Annotated in this window: 11 protein-coding genes, 2 tRNA genes and 1 pseudogene; 3 read left to right on the forward strand and 11 right to left on the reverse strand. The window is 68.5% G+C overall.

The genetic code is table 11. The annotated features are described in order from the left end of the window. Nucleotides 1-211: 211 nt before the first annotated feature. From JOE59_RS09955 to JOE59_RS09980, 6 genes are all read right to left on the reverse strand, one after another. Nucleotides 212-1,435, reverse strand: coding sequence for an ROK family transcriptional regulator (locus JOE59_RS09955; protein ID WP_204460203.1), 1,224 nt, complete (start codon nucleotides 1,433-1,435; stop codon nucleotides 212-214). Between the two features lie 212 nt (nucleotides 1,436-1,647). After that, nucleotides 1,648-3,453, reverse strand: a complete 1,806-nt coding sequence (locus JOE59_RS09960) for a class I mannose-6-phosphate isomerase (protein ID WP_204460206.1) — start codon at nucleotides 3,451-3,453, stop codon at nucleotides 1,648-1,650. Further along, nucleotides 3,450-4,382 carry an ROK family protein gene (locus tag JOE59_RS09965; protein WP_204460208.1) on the reverse strand — a complete coding sequence of 311 codons (933 nt, stop codon included), beginning with the start codon at nucleotides 4,380-4,382 and terminating at the stop codon, nucleotides 3,450-3,452. Before JOE59_RS09965 ends, JOE59_RS09960 begins: the two co-directional genes overlap by 4 nt. An 84-nt stretch (nucleotides 4,383-4,466) precedes the next feature. Next, nucleotides 4,467-5,501 carry a LacI family DNA-binding transcriptional regulator gene (locus tag JOE59_RS09970; RefSeq protein WP_307837025.1) on the reverse strand — a complete coding sequence of 345 codons (1,035 nt, stop codon included), beginning with the start codon at nucleotides 5,499-5,501 and terminating at the stop codon, nucleotides 4,467-4,469. A gap of 334 nt (nucleotides 5,502-5,835) precedes the next feature. Continuing rightward, a tRNA-Met gene (locus tag JOE59_RS09975) sits at nucleotides 5,836-5,912 on the reverse strand. A 345-nt stretch (nucleotides 5,913-6,257) separates the two neighbouring features. Continuing rightward, a tRNA-Met gene (locus JOE59_RS09980) sits at nucleotides 6,258-6,334 on the reverse strand. 276 nt (nucleotides 6,335-6,610) lie between these two features. Here JOE59_RS09980 and JOE59_RS09985 point away from each other — a divergent pair. Then, nucleotides 6,611-7,993 (forward strand): glycoside hydrolase family 18 protein, encoded by a 1,383-nt coding sequence (locus tag JOE59_RS09985; protein WP_204460211.1) that lies wholly within the window; start codon nucleotides 6,611-6,613, stop codon nucleotides 7,991-7,993. An 87-nt stretch (nucleotides 7,994-8,080) separates the two neighbouring features. Here JOE59_RS09985 and JOE59_RS09990 read toward each other — a convergent pair whose 3' ends face one another. From JOE59_RS09990 to JOE59_RS10000, 3 genes are all read right to left on the reverse strand, one after another. After that, nucleotides 8,081-8,947 carry a class I SAM-dependent methyltransferase gene (locus JOE59_RS09990; protein WP_204460212.1) on the reverse strand — a complete coding sequence of 289 codons (867 nt, stop codon included), beginning with the start codon at nucleotides 8,945-8,947 and terminating at the stop codon, nucleotides 8,081-8,083. Nucleotide 8,948: 1 nt separating this feature from the next. Then, entirely contained in the window at nucleotides 8,949-11,843 is a 2,895-nt protein-coding gene (locus JOE59_RS09995; RefSeq protein WP_204460213.1) for a UPF0182 family membrane protein, read from the reverse strand. 70 nt (nucleotides 11,844-11,913) lie between these two features. Continuing rightward, nucleotides 11,914-13,047 carry a YlbL family protein gene (locus JOE59_RS10000; protein WP_239560196.1) on the reverse strand — a complete coding sequence of 378 codons (1,134 nt, stop codon included), beginning with the start codon at nucleotides 13,045-13,047 and terminating at the stop codon, nucleotides 11,914-11,916. A 151-nt stretch (nucleotides 13,048-13,198) separates the two neighbouring features. Here JOE59_RS10000 and JOE59_RS10005 point away from each other — a divergent pair, with 151 nt between their 5' ends. Together JOE59_RS10005 and JOE59_RS18745 are read left to right on the forward strand one after the other, a co-directional pair. Then, nucleotides 13,199-14,569, forward strand: coding sequence for a zinc-dependent metalloprotease (locus JOE59_RS10005; protein WP_307837026.1), 1,371 nt, complete (start codon nucleotides 13,199-13,201; stop codon nucleotides 14,567-14,569). An 87-nt stretch (nucleotides 14,570-14,656) separates the two neighbouring features. Then, nucleotides 14,657-15,430: pseudogene (locus JOE59_RS18745) on the forward strand (TOMM precursor leader peptide-binding protein); the annotation flags it as partial. Here JOE59_RS18745 and JOE59_RS10010 read toward each other — a convergent pair. Both JOE59_RS10010 and nudC read right to left on the reverse strand, forming a co-directional pair. Further along, entirely contained in the window at nucleotides 15,369-17,213 is a 1,845-nt protein-coding gene (locus JOE59_RS10010) for an ATP-dependent helicase (protein ID WP_204460214.1), read from the reverse strand. The pseudogene JOE59_RS18745 and the gene JOE59_RS10010 overlap by 62 nt on opposite strands. Continuing rightward, complete coding sequence (nudC, locus tag JOE59_RS10015) at nucleotides 17,210-18,160, reverse strand: NAD(+) diphosphatase (protein WP_204460215.1); 951 nt, start codon at nucleotides 18,158-18,160, stop codon at nucleotides 17,210-17,212. The genes JOE59_RS10010 and nudC overlap by 4 nt, the downstream gene beginning before the upstream one ends. Nucleotides 18,161-18,250: the final 90 nt, after the last annotated feature.

Raw genomic sequence — 18,250 nt, forward strand, 5'->3', positions numbered from 1 at the left:
ATCCTCCTTGATGATCGCGCTCCAGGCTGTCCGGGAGCGCGATAGTGCTGTGTGGTCTCCGGGGTGTCCGGGGACCGTCGGGTTGGTGGTCAGGCCGGCCCAACTCTTCGGGAGCCTGGTAACGAAGACCATTATGACTAAATGATGGACTTAATTGAGAGTACGAAATCACGAATGACTTTCCATGTCAACTGGAAAGCGCCAGCCGACCTCAGCTGGTGATGAGCAACGTGGACGGTCGTGGCGTCAGCCGGGCATCGAGCACCAGGCAGGCAGCGCCCACCGCGGCCACATCCTCGCCGACGCGACTGTCGACCATGCCGACGGGCCGCCGTGCGGTTCGATCCGGGGAGTCGGCCACAAGCTGGGCGATCTCCGGCCTCATGCGCCGGCTCAATCGCGCCCATGCCGGACCGCCGAAGATGATCTCGTCGACGTCGAGGAGGTTGATGACGGAGACGAGCGCCGACGCGATGAAACCCGCAGCGCGATCGAGGATCCGCTCCGCCTCCTCGTTGCCGGCAGACGCCTTGTCGACGAGCATCGAGAACGCGTCATCGATCGCCGCGAGGTCGTGCGGATCGGGCGCCTCCGCGAGCACGCCCTCATCCACCGCCTGACTGACGAGGTACTGCGGAGTGGCGAGATGACCGAGCTTCTCGCTGCGCCGCCGGGGAGGGAGGCCACGCGCCGGCACGACGAGCGTTCCTCCATCACCCGCATTCCCGGTCACGCCGCGGATGACCTCGCCATCGATGGCGAGGCCGATGCCGATGCCGGTGCCGAGGTAGAAGAACGCCACGTCACCAGCGGTTTCCGCGTGGGTCCAGAGCTCAGCGACGACTGCGGCGTTCACGTCCTTCTCCAAGACCACCGGCATCCCCGTCAGGTGCGCCAACGAATCCCTGAGCGGCACATTGCGCCAGCCCTCGAGCAACGGCGGGTCGACGACGACACCACGAGCGAGGTCGATGGGCCCCGGCGACGCGATGCCGATGCCCAGCACCTGCTCACGGTTCACCCCCGCCTCGTCGATGATCGCCGCGACGGATTCGCTGATCGCGACGACGACCTCGTCTGGGTCGGCGATGCTCGGCGTGCGGGCACGACGATGGGCGACGACCGACCCTTGAAGATCGAGGACGACGTAGGTGATGACCGTCGGGTCGAGGTGCACCCCGACCGCGAACCGGCTCTGCGGAATGAGCTCGAGGATCACGCGAGGCTTGCCGCGACCTTGGATCTTTCGCCCACCCTCGCGGATGAGTCCATCCTCGAGCAGCCTTTTGGATGCATTGGAGATCGTCTGCGGCGCCAGCCCGGTCATTTCGGAGATCTCGACTCGACTGACGCCATCGGGATGGCGGCGAATCAAGTCGAGAATGACACTTTGATTGAATCCGCCCACAGCGGGCAGGTTCGTTCCACGAGGCATCCGCTCCCCTTTCGCTCAGAAACGACAGCCGAGGGCCATCACCGCTCGGGCGTGGACGAACGGTCCTGCGACCTATTTCATCCATCGACTGTGGATAACATATCCCAGTCACCCGAACGCGCTGGACAATCGCCGAAGTACGCGAATGCCATGGAGCGCAAGACACGCGAGGAGAGTACGCGGCCGCGGCACGCCTCCTCGTCCCCTCAGCCTCAGTCGTCGCTCGCGAGGGTCCCCCTGACATACGCCTTGACCGTGGCGAACCGCTCGCTTCGCGAGTTCGACGAGCGCCGGATGAGGTACTCCCCGACGGCGGCCGGGACGATGAAGGTCTCGGCGTAGTGCACTCGGTATGGAGCGAACGCGCCCGTCGGGCTCACGACCTCCACCTCGTCGCCCTCGACGAGGTTCAACACGTTGACCGTGCCTTCGGTGTCGTGCGCCGCCTCTTGCTCGAACCAATGGCGGCGCACCTCGATGAACTCGAGCTCGTGCAACCCGGTGCGTTCCTCCACGAGGCCCGGCTCACGTCGGATCTCCTGCACTTGGCCGACCAGGTTCCGGTCGACCCACTCGTCATCGCGCTCCCACCGGACGTTGCGCTCCCCGTGATCGAGGTGGACGGGCCGAGGCACGCCGTCAAGCCCGACCCGGTCCCAGTCCCACAATTTGAACGTGAAGATGAACGGGGTCGCCGATATCTCGAGCACCATCGAGTTCGCCCCCGAGCAGTGGATCGTGCCGGCAGGGATCGCGAAATGGTCGTGTTTCTTCGCCGGGTAGGTGTTCACGTACCGCTCAGCGTCGAACGGGTGCTTGCCGTCCGTTGCTGCGCGAAGGGACTCGAACATCTCCTTCGGGTCGACGCCCGGCTTGACGCCGAGGTAGACCACGGCGTCATCGGCGGCGTCGAGCATGTAGTAGCTCTCGTCCTGCGTGTACGACATGCCGAAGGCATCCCGGATGTAGTCGGTGAGCGGATGAACCTGGAGTGACAGGTTCCCCCCGCCCATGGTGTCGAGGAAGTCGAATCGAATCGGGAACTCGGCACCGAAGCGGGAGAAGGTCCGCTCGCCGAGCAGCTCGCGTGGCTGACTCAGGACCAGGTCGATGGCGGGAATCTCGACGACCTTCCCGTCGGCCTCGAGGAGCAGCGAGTTCTCTTCCGGCACGCAGTCGAAGCACCATGCGAAGTTGTCGGCGGTCGGGTCGAGATCGAGCTTCTCCTTCATCCACTGACCACCCCAGACGCCAGGGTCGAAGAACGGCACCACGCGGAACGGTTGCGTGGTCGCGGTCCGCATCGCCGCCCGGAACGCATCGCCGGTCACGGCGCCCGCGACCGCAGTCGCGGCGTTCCCATCCACGACCAGGTCGATGCGGTCGAACAAGGTGCGCTTGTGCCGGTCAGCAGTCCGCCACTCGACGAAGAACCCGCGCTTGTACTTCCGGAGCACGTCTTCGTCGTGGTTGCCGGCACGCCAGTTGGCTGCGCCGCGCCGCTGCCGCTGCTGGATCTCCCAGCGGGCCATGTCGACGAGCACGAGCGCGTCTGCTCTCCGCTCGGCGATGAGGTCGGCCCCCCAGCCGACGAGGACGATCGGCGATCGGCGTGCGGCAATGCGCTCGCGGAGCTGCTCGACCTTGCCGGCGTCGTAGAACTCATCGACCGTGAAGTGGCTCATCACTCCGAAGACGCGGTCGTCGGTGAGATGACGTCCGATCAGCGCGTCGATGACCGTCGGGTCGGCAGCCGCGACATCCTCGACGCCGATGATCTCCGCGGTGGGCAGTGCCGCAGCGATGCTCGCCATGAGCGCCGCGACGTCGGCCCCGGGGTACACGTCGACGGCGATGAGCGGCACTCCGGTCGCACGTTCCTGAGCGATGCGAACGGCTGCAGGCCACGCCTGGTCACCGATGAGCACCTCACTGCCCTCGGGCAGCGGAATGGTGGGCAGCTTCACGTAGCCCGTGGGTTGCGCGTTCGCGATGGCGGGCAGGTGATCGGTCGTCATGGATGTCCTTCGTTGTCGAGGGTGGAAGCGAGTGCGGCGACGCCTCTGAGCACCGAGGTCGCCGGGTCGGTGGGGGTGACGAGCGGGGGCCGGAACGACGAAGACCAGAGCCGGTCGTGAACCCTGCGGCTGAGTTCGGGGAGGATCACATCCGCGGACCGCATCACCCCGCCGGTCACGACCACGACTTCGGGATCGAATGCGTGGCACTGGGTGACGAGAACGGCAGCCCACACACCGTAGAAGCGTTCGAGCGCCGCGGCCGATGCCGGTTCGTGTCGGGTCTCGACGATGTCGCGGATGCCGATCGAGCCGTGGGCGTGGAGCCGCTCGGCGAGATCCGCACCTGGCACGAGTTCGCCGCGACCGACGGCTTGCCGAAGCGCCCAGGTACTGGCGAACGTCTCCGCGCAGCCGATGTTGCCGCACGGGCATCGTCGCCCGTCGTACGCGACCGTGACATGGCCGTTGAGGATCCCGGCGTGACCATGTCGGCCTCTGACCAGGCGACCGCCGATCATCGAAGCGGTCCCGATCCCGGTGCCCAACGTCAGCAGCACGACGTCGCGAGCGCCGGCCGCGATGCCGTCGGTGACTTCACCCACAAGGGCGGCACGCGCATCATTCTCCACACGCGCGAGGCGACCGAACTCATCGAGCGACCACTCGGACAGGTTCACCTGATGCAGGCCGGCGTACTTGCCGTGCGCTGCCACCAGCCTGGATCCGGCCGCATCGACGATACCGGGAACCGCGATACCGACCGCGTCGACAGAGGCGCCGCCGAGCTGAGCGCGAACGGCTGTCGCGACCTGATCGAGATGGAATGACGGCGCCAGCGGGAGCTCGGTCCGAGCCACGAGCACCCCGTCCTCGACCACACCCAGCTTGAGGGTGGTGCCACCCAGATCGATTGCGGCGGTTCGCATGATCGTGCCTTCCGTTTGCGATGCGATTGGTAACGTTACCAGATCGAATGCGGCTCCAATCCCGCCTCGAAACGCCGGCACCTGCTACGTCGCCGCGACGACCCGGATCGGCAGTTCCACGATCCTCGCCGCGCGTCCCACGGACTCGTCGCCGAGGCGAGCGAACAGGAGGTGCGCTGCTTGCCGCCCCAACTCGCGAGGATCGTGATCGACGATGGTGACGGGCACGGGCATCAGGCCAGCGAGCTCGAAGGCATCGAAGCTGGCCAGGGCGGGCATCGCGCCCGCGACCTCACCGGTCTTCAGCCGCCGAGCGATCTCGTGAAGAGCTCCAATTGAATTGCGATTGTTGGCGCTGAAGATCGCGGTCGGCGGATGCTCGAGATCGAGGAGTCGACGGGTGGCGACCTCAGCAGACGCGACGTCCTGCTGGCCGCGTTCCACGAGCTCGTCGTCAGGTACGAGGCCGCGCTCGGCGAGCGCCCGAGCGAACCCCTCGAACCGCCGCTCGCTGGTGAACACTGATCGAGCATTGCCGAGGAATGCGATACGCGTGTGCCCGGCCTCCAACAGTGCCCTCGTGCCTTCTGCCGCACCTCCGACATCATCGAGGAGCACGGTATCCACGTCGCGTCCATCCAGACCTCGTGAAGCGAGCACCAGAGGCACTCCGCCGAGCCTGTCGGGACTCAGATGATCGCCGCTGCCTCCTGATGGCACGAGCACAAGGCCCTCCACCTGACGCCCGATGAAGTCGGAGACGAGTTGGCGTTCGCGCGCGGGGTCCTCCCCCGTGCTGCCGATGATGATGCGTCGCCCGTGCTGAGCCGCGACTTCTTCAACCCCGAGCGCGAAGTTCCCGTAGTACGGGTTGCCGAGGTTCGTGATCGCCACCCCGATCAACCCGGTGCTGTGACCAGGGCGAAGACTTCGCGCGTTCTCGTTCCGGTGATATCCGAGCTCGCGGATCGAGACGAGAACCTTCTCCTGAAGATCCGGCCGCACATTCGCACCACCGGACAATGTGCGCGACACGGTCATCGGACTCACGCCAGCATGAACAGCAACCTCACGGATCGTCGGCTGCTTGTTCGACCTTGCTTGCCCCGGCACTCCCACTCACCTCTCTCGACCGCACTGTTCGCCCGCTGCTCACCTGAATAGCGCAGCGAGAGGTACGGTGCCGGTCGAGAGAACGTTACCAAGCCCGCTCATCACACGCCGCTCACGAAGGATCCAACTTCACCGGCGGCCGAGCCACGGGGTGGAGACGCCTCCCGCCGAGAGCCAGCCGCGGAAGTCATCCACACGTGCGACCCGACCCCCTCGAGCGACCCGATCTGCGTTCGGGTCACTTCAGGACGCATAGAAGAGGCCGGGACTGAATTTCTTCAGTCCCGGCCTCTTCTGTGCGATTTCACAAGAATCGGAATCCGATTCTTCAATGCCGCCGTGGTTGCGGGGGCAGGATTTGAACCTACGACCTCTGGGTTATGAGCCCAGCGAGCTACCGAACTGCTCCACCCCGCGGCACCGACTGCCTCGCGGCAGTCATCCATCGTCTCGAGTCGGATCGAGTCTCCTCGATCCAGCTACTTGCGATGATCTGATCAGTCTACGACACGGTTCGAGTGCGCTCGACCAGACAAGACAATGGCGCGCCCGCCGAATGCAGCTTCCTTCGTGAGGAAGATGGCGAATTCGCCCGCCGCTACCAGGCCGCGACGTAGTCCGACACCGGCAGCACCGTGATCGCCGCCGACCGCAACATCCGGTCACGGGCGCGAGATCGATCCCGTCATGGAGCGCCATGTAACGCAAAAATCCCGGCCTCGTTCGAGACCGGGATTTCTTCGTGCGTTCTGACGAACACCTTGGTTGCGGGGGCAGGATTTGAACCTACGACCTCTGGGTTATGAGCCCAGCGAGCTACCGAACTGCTCCACCCCGCGGCACAAGAAGAAACACTATCACGAGTATCGAGCCCCGTCGAATCGAGGCGGTCGCGGGTGCGGATGCCCCGCCATCCGCTGTTCGCGTGCCCTCACGCCGTGTGCGGCCGCTGCACTCCTCGCGCGATTCGATGGAGGAATCGGCAACGAACTCGGCGATCGATGCGCGCGATCCCACATTCTTTGTTAGGACTCTTTCCAAACTCGATCCGATCTTGCTACGGTCGCCGCAACCGTTCACCCAGCACGGCTCCGACGACGATCGATGAGGATTCAATGTCACCACGCCATCTGCTCCGAGGAGCGGCCGTCACGGCCGCCGCCACCGCACTCATCGCCGCCGCTGCGGCCTCCCCCGCACTCGCGCACGGCGACGGCAACGGCCACGGCCACGGGCACGGGCACGCCGACTCCGCCGGCCCGACCGATATCAATGGATACCGCTCGGTCGGCTACCTCATGGCGGACACCCCGGTCACCCGCGACTACCAGATCGAGGACCTGCTTCGCACGGGCGCGATCGAAGACGTCACCCACATCAACTACGCCTTCGGCAACGTCACGTCGAACCTGAAGTGCGAGATCACGGATGTCCCGGGCGAGGGCGACGCGCAGAACGACTACCTGCGACTCGTCACGGCGGCCGACTCCGTCGACGGCAAGAAGGACAAGGCGAACAAGCACCAGCGACTCGCCGGCAACTTCAACCAGTTGAAGAAGCTCAAGGAGGTCAGCCCCGACACGAAGGTGCTCATCTCGCTCGGCGGCTGGACCTGGTCCGACAACTTCTCCGAGGCGGCATCGACCCCCGAGAGCCGCACCGCGCTCGTCTCCTCGTGCATCGACGTCTACCTCAGGGGCGACTTGCCGAAGGTCGGCTCCCTCGGCGGGCCGGGCGCCGCGGCCGGCATCTTCGACGGCATCGACGTCGACTGGGAGTGGCCCGTCAACGGCGGCGAGACGGCGAGTGCAAAGCCCGAAGACAAGGAGAACTTCCTCGCCCTCATGGAGGAGTTCCGCGCGCAGCTCGACGCGTACGGCGCCGAGACCGGCGAGCGCTACCTGCTCACCGCGTTCGGCCCCGCCGGCGGCTGGAACACGAACGCCGGCGGATGGAACACGGCTCGCCTGTTCGCCTCGATCGACTGGCTCAACGTGCAGGGCTACGACTACGCCGGCGGATGGACCGGCAACACCGGCCACCAGGGCAACCTGCACCCCGACGGCGCCAACAACTGGGGCCTCGCGATCGACAACGCCATCGCGCTGTACACCGCGGGCGGCGCCCGCCCCGACCAGCTGAACGTGGGCCTCGCGGCCTACGGGCAGGGCTGGACCGGTGTGACGGTGGGCGACCGCGCCGGGTGGACGCCCGACCCCGCGGTCACCTCGATCGGCACGAAGCCGTACTACGAGATCCGTGACATCGGCGAGGGCTACTTCGATCCGGCGCTCGGTGCCTCCTGGCGGTTCGACGCGGCGAGCGGACAGTGGTGGAGCCTCGACGACCCGAACTCGGTCACGGCGAAGGCCGAGTGGCTCGCGAGCCAGGGCTACGGCGGCGCGATGTGGTGGGACCTCTCGGGCGACTACGACAACGAGCTCGGCAACGCACTCGGCGACGCACTGCGCTCGGCAGACGAGGGCCCGCTCGACTGATTCCCCGAGAATGACGGATGCCTCGGAGCGGACTCGCTCCGAGGCATCCGTGCTGATCGGGGCCGTGGCCTCGATACGCGCTTCGCGCTACGCGCCCGATGGGGTGCGCGGCACCGCGACGAGCTCGTACGAGAGCGGCAGCCACTGCTCGGCGGGCCAGCCGTACATTCCGTCGCCGAGATCGATCGTCGCCGGGAAGATGCGCCACGGCACCCGGTAGTGCTCGGTGAACGTCTCGATGTCGAGACCGGCTCCGCGCAGTGCACCGAAGACCTCGCCGAGCGGATGCGTCCACTCCCACGTGCGCGCATTGGCGAGCGCCGCCTCGGCGTCGGCGTAGTCGCTCGGGTCGTCGATGATGTCGGGCGACTCGTTCGAGTACGGGTACGCGAACGCGGGCAGGCCGCCGGGCCCGCTGTCGCCGTCGAACACGAACGCGGCGGGGTGGCCGTCGGCGAAGACGAACCGGCCGCCCGGCTTCACGAACCACGACACGATGCGCGCCCACTCCGCGACATCCGGAAGCCAGCCGATCGTGCCCCACGAGGTGAACACCAGGTCGAACGACTCGGGCTCGGGCAGCATGTGGCGGGCGTCGTAGACGTTCGCCTCGATGAACCGAGCGCGGTGCGAGAGGCCGAGCTCGTCGGCCATGCGACGCGCCTCGGCGACCGCCTGCGGCGAGAAGTCGATGCCGACGACCGTGGCGCCGAGGTTCGCGAGCGACAGGGTGTCGGAACCGAAGTGGCACTGCAGGTGCAGCACCCGCACACCCTCGAGCCCATCGGGATAGAGGCGAGCGAGCGTCTCGCGCACGATCGGGTCGAGCACATCGCCGCCCTCGCGGAGCCGCGTGCGGTCGTACATCTCCGACGCGACGTGCACCGCGACGCGCTCGTCCCAGTTGGCGAGGTTGTCGTCGAGCCACTCGCCACCGCGCAGGTCGACGCCCACGTCACTCCTCCTTGGTGGCTTCGAGCAGCTTCGCGATGATCTCGGCGAGCTGCGCGTCGGCGGCGCCGTACGCCGCCCAGTCGCCCTCGGTGAGTGCCGCCTGCTTGTTCTTCAGCGCCTGCGACGCCTGGTTCAGCAGGGCCTGCACCTCGTCGCTCGGAGCCGCGGGAGTCTCCCCGCCCTCGCCGCCCTCGTCGGGCGGCGGCGGAGTCGCACCAGGATCCACTTCGTTGTCGCCCGCGTCGGCGCCGGAGTCGCCGCCGAAGAGCACGTCGAGCGCGAGGTCGAGCGTGTCTTGGAACGCGATCTGGTCGCCGAAGGCGACGAGCACCTTCTGCAGCAGCGGGTAGCTCGTGCTGCCGGTGGACTCGACGTAGACCGGCTGCACGTAGAGCAGGCCGCCGCCGACGGGCACGGTGAGCAGGTTGCCGTTGATCACGTTCGACTGGCCCTGCTTCAGCAGGTTGAGCGACTGCGACACCGTCGGGTCGGAGTTGAACTTCGCCTGCACCTGGCCGGGGCCCGGCACGTTGTCGTCTTCGGGCAGCGTCAGCAGCCTGAGCTTGCCGTAGCCGTCGGCGCGTTCGCCGTCGGTCGCGCCCGCGTCGGCATCGACCGCGAGGTAGCCTCGCAGCACGTTGCGGCTCTGCTCGCCTCGCGCCTCGGGGATGAAGGTCGAATAGAGCGAGTAGCTCGGCTCGTCCTGACCGGGCATCTGCATCGTCAGGTAGTAGGGCGGCTGCAGCAGCTGGCTTGCTGCATCGGCGGTCGGGTCCTTCGGCGTCGTCCACGCGTCTTCACGCGAGTAGAACGGGATCGCGTCGGTGACGTGGTAGCGGCCGAGCACCTCGCGCTGCACCTTGAACAGGTCGGAGGGGTAGCGCACGTGACTCATGAGGTCGCCCGACATCTTGCTCATCGGCTCGATCGTCGTCGGGAAGACCTTCTGCCAGGTCTGGAGGATCGGGTCCTCTTCGTCCCAGGCGTAGAGCGTGACCGTGCCGTCGTATGCGTCGACGGTGGCCTTCACCGAGTTGCGGATGTAGTTGACGTCATCGAATGCGAGCGTCGGGGCCTGGGTCTCGCTGTCGGCGATCGCCTCGCTCATGCTGACCTTGTTGGAGTACGGGTACTGGTCGGAGAGCGTGTACCCGTCGACGATCCAGACGATCTTGCCGTCGACGACCGACGGGTAGGTGTCGGTGTCGAGCCTCAGGTACGGCGCGACCTTCTGCACGCGCTCGACCGGGTCGCGGTCGTAGAGGATCTGCGAATCGGTCGTGACCTGGTCGGAGAGGAAGATCTGCTCTGACTGGAACTTCAGGGCGTAGACGAGCTTCGTGAAGGCGTTGTCGAGCTTCGGCCCGCCGTTGCCCTCGAAGGTCGTCTGCGTCTGGTCGGCGCCCTCGGAGCCCGACGGGTAGTCGAGCTCGATCGGCTTGGCATCCTTCGGCGCCCCCACGATCGAGTACGCGGGCGAGGACTCGCCGAAGTACACACGGGGCTGGAAGTCGCCGAGCACGCCCGACGACGGGATGCCGGACTGGAGGAACACCGGCTGACCGTCGACCGAGCGCTGGTTGCCCGCGGCGGCGACGAGTCCGTAACCGTGCGTGTAGACGAGGTGCGAGTTGAACCAGGTCTCGGCGTCGCCGAGGCCCGAGAGGTTCACGTCGCGCACGGCGACGACGGTGTCTTGAGAGGCGCCATCGATCTCGTAGCGATCGACGTCGAGGGCCGACGGGAACTGGTAGTACTGGCGGAACTGCTCGAGCTGCTGGAACGCGGGGCCGATCACGAGCGGGTCCATGAGGCGGATGCTCGCGGTCGTCGCGGCATCCGCTCGCAGCGCGCCCTGCTCGGCGTCGGTCTTCGCCTCGAACGGGATCTCCTCGACATCGGCGATGCCGTACGCGTCTCGGGTGAGGTCGATGTTGCGCTGGATGTAGGGCTCTTCGAGCGAACGCGCGCTCGGGTCGACCTGGAAGCGCTGGATGACCCACGGGTACAGCGACCCGATGAGGAGGCTCGACACGACGAGCAGCGCCGTGCCGACGAGCGGCAGGCGCCAACGGCCGATGATCGCCGTGATGAAGAAGAGCACGGCGACGACGGCAGCGATGGCGGCGAGGATGCCCCGCCCGGGGATCGTCGCGTTGACGTCGGTGTAGGAGGCACCCGTGATGAGCGTGCTCGTCTCGGTCACGGTCGCGTACTGGTCGAGCCAGATGCTGACGGCCTGCAGGAGCAGGTAGATGCCCGCGGTGACGGCGATCTGGATGCGGGCCGACTTCGAGATGACGACCTCGCGGCCGCTCACCCGAAGTGCTCCGTAGAGGTAGTTCGTGGCGATCACGAGCAGCAGCGACAGCAGCACGACCGCCGAGGCGAAGCCCACGATGGACCGGTAGAACGGGAGCTCGAACACGTAGAAGCCGACGTCGAACCCGAACTGCGGGTCGGTCGTGCCGAACGGCGTGCGGTTCAGCCACGCGAGCGTGCCCTCCCAGCGCGTCGAGGCCGAGACGCCGGCGAAGATGCCGAGCACGATGGGGATGCCGTACATCGCGAGTCGCCGCAGCGGCTCGAAGACCTCTTGGTACCGGTCGAGCTGCGAGTTCAGCTTCGCGTAGACGGGCCGCGAGCGGTAGGCGATCTGGATGGAACCCCAGACCGGCAGTGCCATGGCCGCGAAGCCGATGACGAAGAGCACGATGCGTGCGATCCACTCGGTGGTGAGCACCGAGAGGAAGCCGAGCTGGTCGTACCAGAGCACGTCGGCGTAGATGCCGGCGAAGGCGAAGAACGCGATGACGAGCACGGCGACGACGCCGATCGTGATCGCGATCGGAGCGCGCCTGCGCTGGACCCTCGGTTCTTGCGGCTGTGCTGACACTCTCGGCCTCGTGCTCGGTCGGGATGGGATCGGGATTCCATCCTAGGGTCGTATTCCTTTGAATCGCCTGTCACGCAGGGCAGGAGGCGTAGGACCCCGTCAGCTCGCCGTCGGCGACGTCTTCGACGATCGTTCGGGCCTGGTCGAGGGTCTCCACCGCGAAGACGGTGACCCCGTCGGGCACGTTGCCGCTCACTTCGTCGCAGTTCGATTCGGGGGCCAGGAACCAGTCGGCGCCGGCACCCTCGGCGCCCCAGAGCTTCTGACGGATGCCTCCGATCGGTCCGACCCGGCCGGCCGAGTCGATCGTGCCCGTGCCGGCGAAGATCTCGCCGCCCGTCATGGCCCCGGGCGTCAGCTTGTCGACGATGCCGAGCGCGAACATCATGCCCGCGCTCGGGCCGCCGACGTCGTCGAGCTGCAGCTCGACGTCGATCGGGAACTCGTAGACCATGCGCACGCCGATGCCGAGCACGGCCCTGCCGTCGCGCACGGTGGGCGTCACCTCGACGGTGAGGGGGGCGCCGTCGCGGATGATCTCGATCTGCGCCGGTTCATCCGCACCGTGCTCCTGCACCGCCGTCTGCAGTTCGTTGATCGAATGCACCTCGGTGCCGGCGAAGCTGACGACGATGTCGCCTTCTTCGAGGATGCCGTCGGCGGGCGACCCGTCGAGGAGCCCCGCGACGGTCACCTCGCGGGGGAAGTCGTACCCGAGCTCGACGAGCGCCGCCGCGATGGCGTCCTGCTGCGAATCGACCATCGCGGCCTGGTTCTGGGCGTCGCGGTCTTCGCTGCTGATGCCCGGGGGGAAGATCGCCTCGACCGGGATGACCGAGCGGGTGCCGTCGAACCAGGCGGTGAGCACCTCGAGCCAGCTCGGCGTCTGCCCCGGGCGCCCGACGACCGAGACCGTGAGGAGGTTGAGTTCGCCATCGGTGGGATAGGTCGTCTCATCGGGGATCTCGATGAGCGGCACCTCTTCGGCCTCGGCGTTCTCTGCGACGCCGAGGGTGTCGTACACCGGCCCGGGCTGCTCGATCACGTACGGCGAGGGGAGGAACGCGAAGAGCACGGCGATGACGATCGCGATGGTGAGCGCGATCCATCCGATGCGCTCCCGCAGGGGACGCCGCCCCGTGCTCGGTTCGGACTTCCAGCGGGAGTCCTCCGACAGTGGGGGCTCGTCGTCGAAGATGCTCAACCGACATCCTTCCGGGCGGGTGTTGGAACGCGCGTGCCGGCCCTGTTCGCGAAGGGCGGACACCCGGAACGCCCAGCCTAGGCCATTTCCCAGACACTCCGCCGTGCCCCCGCGTTACGGTTGAACCAGACGCGACTGGGAGGTGGCGAAAGTGGCCGATCGGCAAGATGAGCCCGACGACCGGAGCCCCGAAGACGAGTTCCGCGAGATGCTCCGCGAGATGCTGTCCGGCGGCGGTGGCATCGATCCCTCGAGCCTCGCCGGAGCGGCCGGCCTGCCCAACGACCCGGCGAGCCTCGCCGCCCTGTTCGCGCAACTGCAGCAGGCGATGAACAAGGCCGACGACGGAATCGACTGGACCGTCGCGGTGAAACAGGGCGAAGAGCGCGCCGCGACCGGTCAGCGCCAGATCGCCGATGATGAGCGAGCACGGTTCGACCAGGCGTTCCAGGTCGCCTCGCTGTGGCTCGACGAGGCCGTCGACTTCGGCGCCCTGCCGACCACGCCCGAGCTCCTGACGCGGCGCGCATGGGTCGCCGCCACGATGCCCATCTGGTCGCAGCTGGCCGAGCCGGTCGCGCTCTCCATCTCCGACGCCCTCACGCGGGTGATGAGCGAACAGGCTCCCGAAGAGATGCGCTCGATGATCGAGGGCGCAAGTCGCATGATGCGCGGCATCGGCGGGGCGCTCTTCGCGATGCAACTGGGCCAGGTCGTCGGCCAGCTCGCCACCGAGGTCGTCTCGGGCGGCGACGTCGGCATCCCTCTCCTCGACGACGGCCGAGCGGCGATCCTGCCGCAGAACGTCGCCGAGTTCGGCAACGACCTCGACATCCCCACCGACCAGATCGAGCTCTACCTCGCCGTGCGCGAGCTCGCCCACGCCCGCCTCTTCCGGCACGCGCGCTGGTTGCGACTGCACCTCATCACGGCGATCACGGCGTTCGCACGGGGCATCGACATCGACACCGAGCGCCTCGAAGAGCTCGCTGAGGGCTTCGACCCGTCGAACACCGAAGAACTGCGCAACGCCGTCGTCAACGGCGCGCTCATCCGTGCGAAGAGCGAATCGCAGCAGGCGGCGCTCGCCCGCCTCGAGACGATGCTCGCGCTCGTCGAGGGCTGGGTCGACGCAGCGACCGCCGACGCAACTGCTCGACTGCCGAAGTCCGTGGCGATCGCCGAGACGATCCGCCGCCGCCGCGCTTCCGGAGGCCCGGCCGAGTCCGCCTTCGCGACGCTCGTCGGCCTCGAGCTGCGCCCCCGTCGTCTCCGCGAGGCCACCGCCATGTGGCGCGCGGTCACCGATGCGGTCGGCATCGAGGCGCGCGACGCGCTCTGGTCGCACCCCGACCTGCTGCCGACGGCCGACGACCTCGACGACCCCGCGGCCCTCATCGCACGCCTCACCGGCACCGAGACGACCGAGGCCGACGACGAGTTCGACCAGGCGCTCGAGCAGCTGCTGCGCGGCGAGACCCCAGCGGCACCCGGCGAAGACGGCGAAGAACCCACGAGCTGACCCGCGGCAGGGCTCGAGGTTCCTGTGCGCTCGTCGGCCTGTGGACGGATTCCGTGATGCCCGCAGCGTTTCCGGCATGCTCTCGGCATGTCACCGCGCATCGACCCGATCCTCCCCATCGTGTGGCGCTCCCCCGCCGAGTTGCAGTTCGGCGCGACACCGCGCGTCGTGCTGCGCGATCCCGGAGCGTTCGAGACGGGACTGATCTCGGCGCTCCGGCACGGCGCCTCGGCCTCGACCCTCGAGACCATCGGCACCGCGCTCGGCGGCACCGCTGAGACCGTGCACGCACTCCTCGAGTTGCTCGCACCGGCCTTCGAACCGGCGACGGATGCCGCGGCATCCGTTCGATCGCCCCGATGCGTCGCCCTCGACGCACCGCGCGAGATCAGCGACCGTCTCGCCGAACACCTCGCACGCCTCGGCTACGAACCGGTGCCCGCCGCCGAAGCCGAGGTCGAGCACACGGCGCTCGCGGTCGTCGCGGCGACCTGGGTGGTCTCCCCGGGGCGGCACCTGCCGTGGCTGCGCGCCGACGTGCCGCATCTCGCGATCGTGTTCGACGACGAGGGCACCCGCGTGGGTCCGCTCGTCGAGCCGGGCGACGGGCCGTGCCTGCGCTGCCTCGAACTGGCGCGCCGCGACGACGACCCCGCGTGGCCCGTGATCGCCGCGCAGCTCGCCGGGCGCCCGGCCGCGAGCTGCACGCCGAGGGCGGTGCACGACGCCGCCGCGCTCGTGGCGTCGCTCGTCGACGACCGCCTCGCGGGCGCGCGCACTCCCCTGCGGGGCGCCTCGATCAGGCTCGGGCGCCCGGGCGAGACCGTGCCGACGACGCCGCACCGCCGGCACCCCGAGTGCGGGTGCCGAGTTCCTGCAGGAACCGCGACGGCTCCCGTTCGCCTCGATAGCCGCCGCCCTGACGCGGCCAGCTCAACTCGAGGCGCCGCCGTGCCCGCGTGATGCCGACGTAGAGCAGCCGCCGCTCCTCGTCGATCGCGTCGAAGCTCTTCGCATAGGCGATGGGCAGCATGCCCTCGGTGAGGCCGACGATGTGCACCTGGTCCCATTCGAGGCCCTTGGCCGAGTGCAGGGTCGCGAGCGTCACCGCGGCGACCGTCGGCTCGTGCTGCGCTTCGGCGCGGGCGCGGAGCTCGTCGGCGAACCCACGGAACGTCGTGCCGGGCGGTGCGTCGTCGACGAGCCGGGCGATCGCGTTCAGCGACTCCCATCGGGCGCGCACGGCGCCGGGGCCGTCGGGCGCCTGCGCGCTCCAGCCGAGCGCGCGCAGCACGTCGCTGACCGACTTGAAGAGCGGTTCACCGGCGACCGTGAGGGCGGCGGCGCGCAGGGCGTGCACCGCCTCGCGCACCTCGGGCTGGTCGAAGAAGCGCGAGGCGCCGCGCACACGCGAGGCGACTCCGACCTCGTCGAGCGCACGCTCGAGGATCGCCGTCTGCGAGTTCACGCGCATCAGCACCGCGATGGACTCGGGCGCGGTGCCGGCGTCGATGCTCGCGCGGATGCGGGTCGCGACGCCGCGGGCCTCGGCGAGGTCGTCGGCGTACTCGGTGATCGTGGGCTCGGCGTTCGGCTTCGACGCACCCTGCAACTTCGGCGGGGCCGGCGACTTCACGGCGGCGTGCGAGGACCTGCTGCTCGCCGGCGTCGTCGTCGTCGCGGCATCCGTCTCGTCGTCCGCGGTGACCGCCTCGAGCCGCAGCGCGCCCGCGCGCCCCCGCATGAGCCGGTTCGCCGTGTCGACGATCTCGGTCGTGGAGCGGTAGTTGCGTTCGAGGCGCACGACCGTGGCGCCCTCGTAGCGACGCTCGAAGTCGAGCAGGTAGTCGGCGCTCGCGCCCGCGAACGAATAGATGGTCTGGCTGGCGTCGCCGACGACGCAGAGGTCGCGGCGCCCCCCGAGCCAGAGGTCGAGCAGCTGCTGCTGTGCCGGCGAGACGTCCTGGTACTCGTCGACGATGAAGTGGCGGTAACTCTCGCGCACGTGCATGGCGACGGATGCCTCGGACTCGATCATGCCCGCCATGGCGAGCAGCACGTCTTCGAAGTCGAGCATGCGCCGCTCGTCCTTCAGCGACTCGTAGGCGTCGACGACGGCGAGGAACTGCTCGGCCGTGAGGTTGCCCGGCGCGCCGCGGGTGGCGAGGCGCGCCGCGTAGGTCTCGGGCCCCGACCCCGAGACCTTGCGCCACTCGATCTCTGCCGCGACATCGCGCAGGGTCGCGGTGTCGACCCGCACCCGGGCGCGCTCGGCGGCCTGGCCGAGCAGTCGCCCCTTGAACTCGAGCACGCGGGGCGCACCGCCACCGACGACGATCGGCCAGAAGTGGTTGAGCTGCGCGAGCGCCGCGGCGTGGAACGTGCGCGCCTGCACGGCGCCGGCGCCGAGTGCCCGCAGCCGCGCCCGCAGCTCGGCAGCGGACCGCGAGGTGAAGGTGAGCGCCATCACCCGCGCAGGGTCGTAGGTGCCCGACGCCACCCCATAGGCGATGCGGTGGGTGATCGCACGGGTCTTGCCGGTGCCGGCGCCCGCGAGCACGCACACCGGTCCGAGCAGCGCCTCGGCCGCGACACGCTGCTCGTCGTCGAGCGCGTCGAGCAGGGGGTCGGATGCGGCGGTCACGAGGTCGACCAGGACAGCCCGGTCCCCTCGACGCCGAGGGGCCCGCCGTACCAGCGTTCGAGTAGCCAGTGCGCGATCGAGGTGCCGCCCGGCAGGCCGACCTCACCGTGCGCCGCCACGATCTCGTCGCGGGAGAACCAGCGCAGTTCGAGGATCTCCTCGCCGTCGGGAACGGCCGAAGCCGGTGCGACACCGGGCGCGATACGCGCAGTGAACCCCAGCATCAGGCTCGCCGGGAACGGCCACGGCTGCGAGGCGACGTACTCGACGCGGTCGACGAGGATGCCCGCCTCCTCTTCGATCTCGCGCACCACGGCCGCTTCGAGCGCCTCGCCCGGTTCGACGAAACCCGCGAGCAGCGAGAAGCGGTGCTGCGCCCAGAGCGCGTTCGAGCCGAGCAGCACGCGGTCGTCGTCGTCGGTGACGAGCACGATGACGGCGGGGTCGGTGCGCGGGAAATGCAGGCTGTCGTCGACCGTGCAGCGCCGCGCCCAACCCGCCTGCACGGGAACCGTCTCGGCGCCGCAACGCGGGCAGCGACCATGGCTCTCGTGCCAATTGGCGATCGCGACGGCCTCGACGAGGAGAGCCGCGTCCCGATCGCCCAGCACCGCCGCCGCCTCGCGGAGTCCCTGCCACCTGGCCGCTTCGGGCTCGACGGTCGCCGCGGCATCCGCATCGAAGACCCGCAGCTCGAAGCGGGAGCCGCCCTCTCGGCCGAGGTAGCAGCGCAGCACCGGCTCGGGGAGCCCATGCGGGTGCATCAGTTGCACTGCCGGGGCCGAGCCGTCGACGCGTTCCTCGAGGAGCGCCTGCCCGCGGTGCACCGCGATGACGCGGGTCTCGGGGTCGGCGTCGAGCAACGCCTCGAGCTCGGGATCGGCGCGCAACGCGGCATCCCGGTCGATCGTCGTTCGCGCGAACACCGGTGATGTCGGTTCGATCACGTGCCACCCCTCGATGTCCGGGTCGGAGTCGGAGTCGGCCGGAAGGCGTGGCGGTCGCCCGCAGCCGCGAGATGCCTGCTTAAGCTGAAT

The organism is Agromyces cerinus (assembly GCF_016907835.1).
GTDB lineage: Bacteria > Actinomycetota > Actinomycetes > Actinomycetales > Microbacteriaceae > Agromyces > Agromyces nitratus.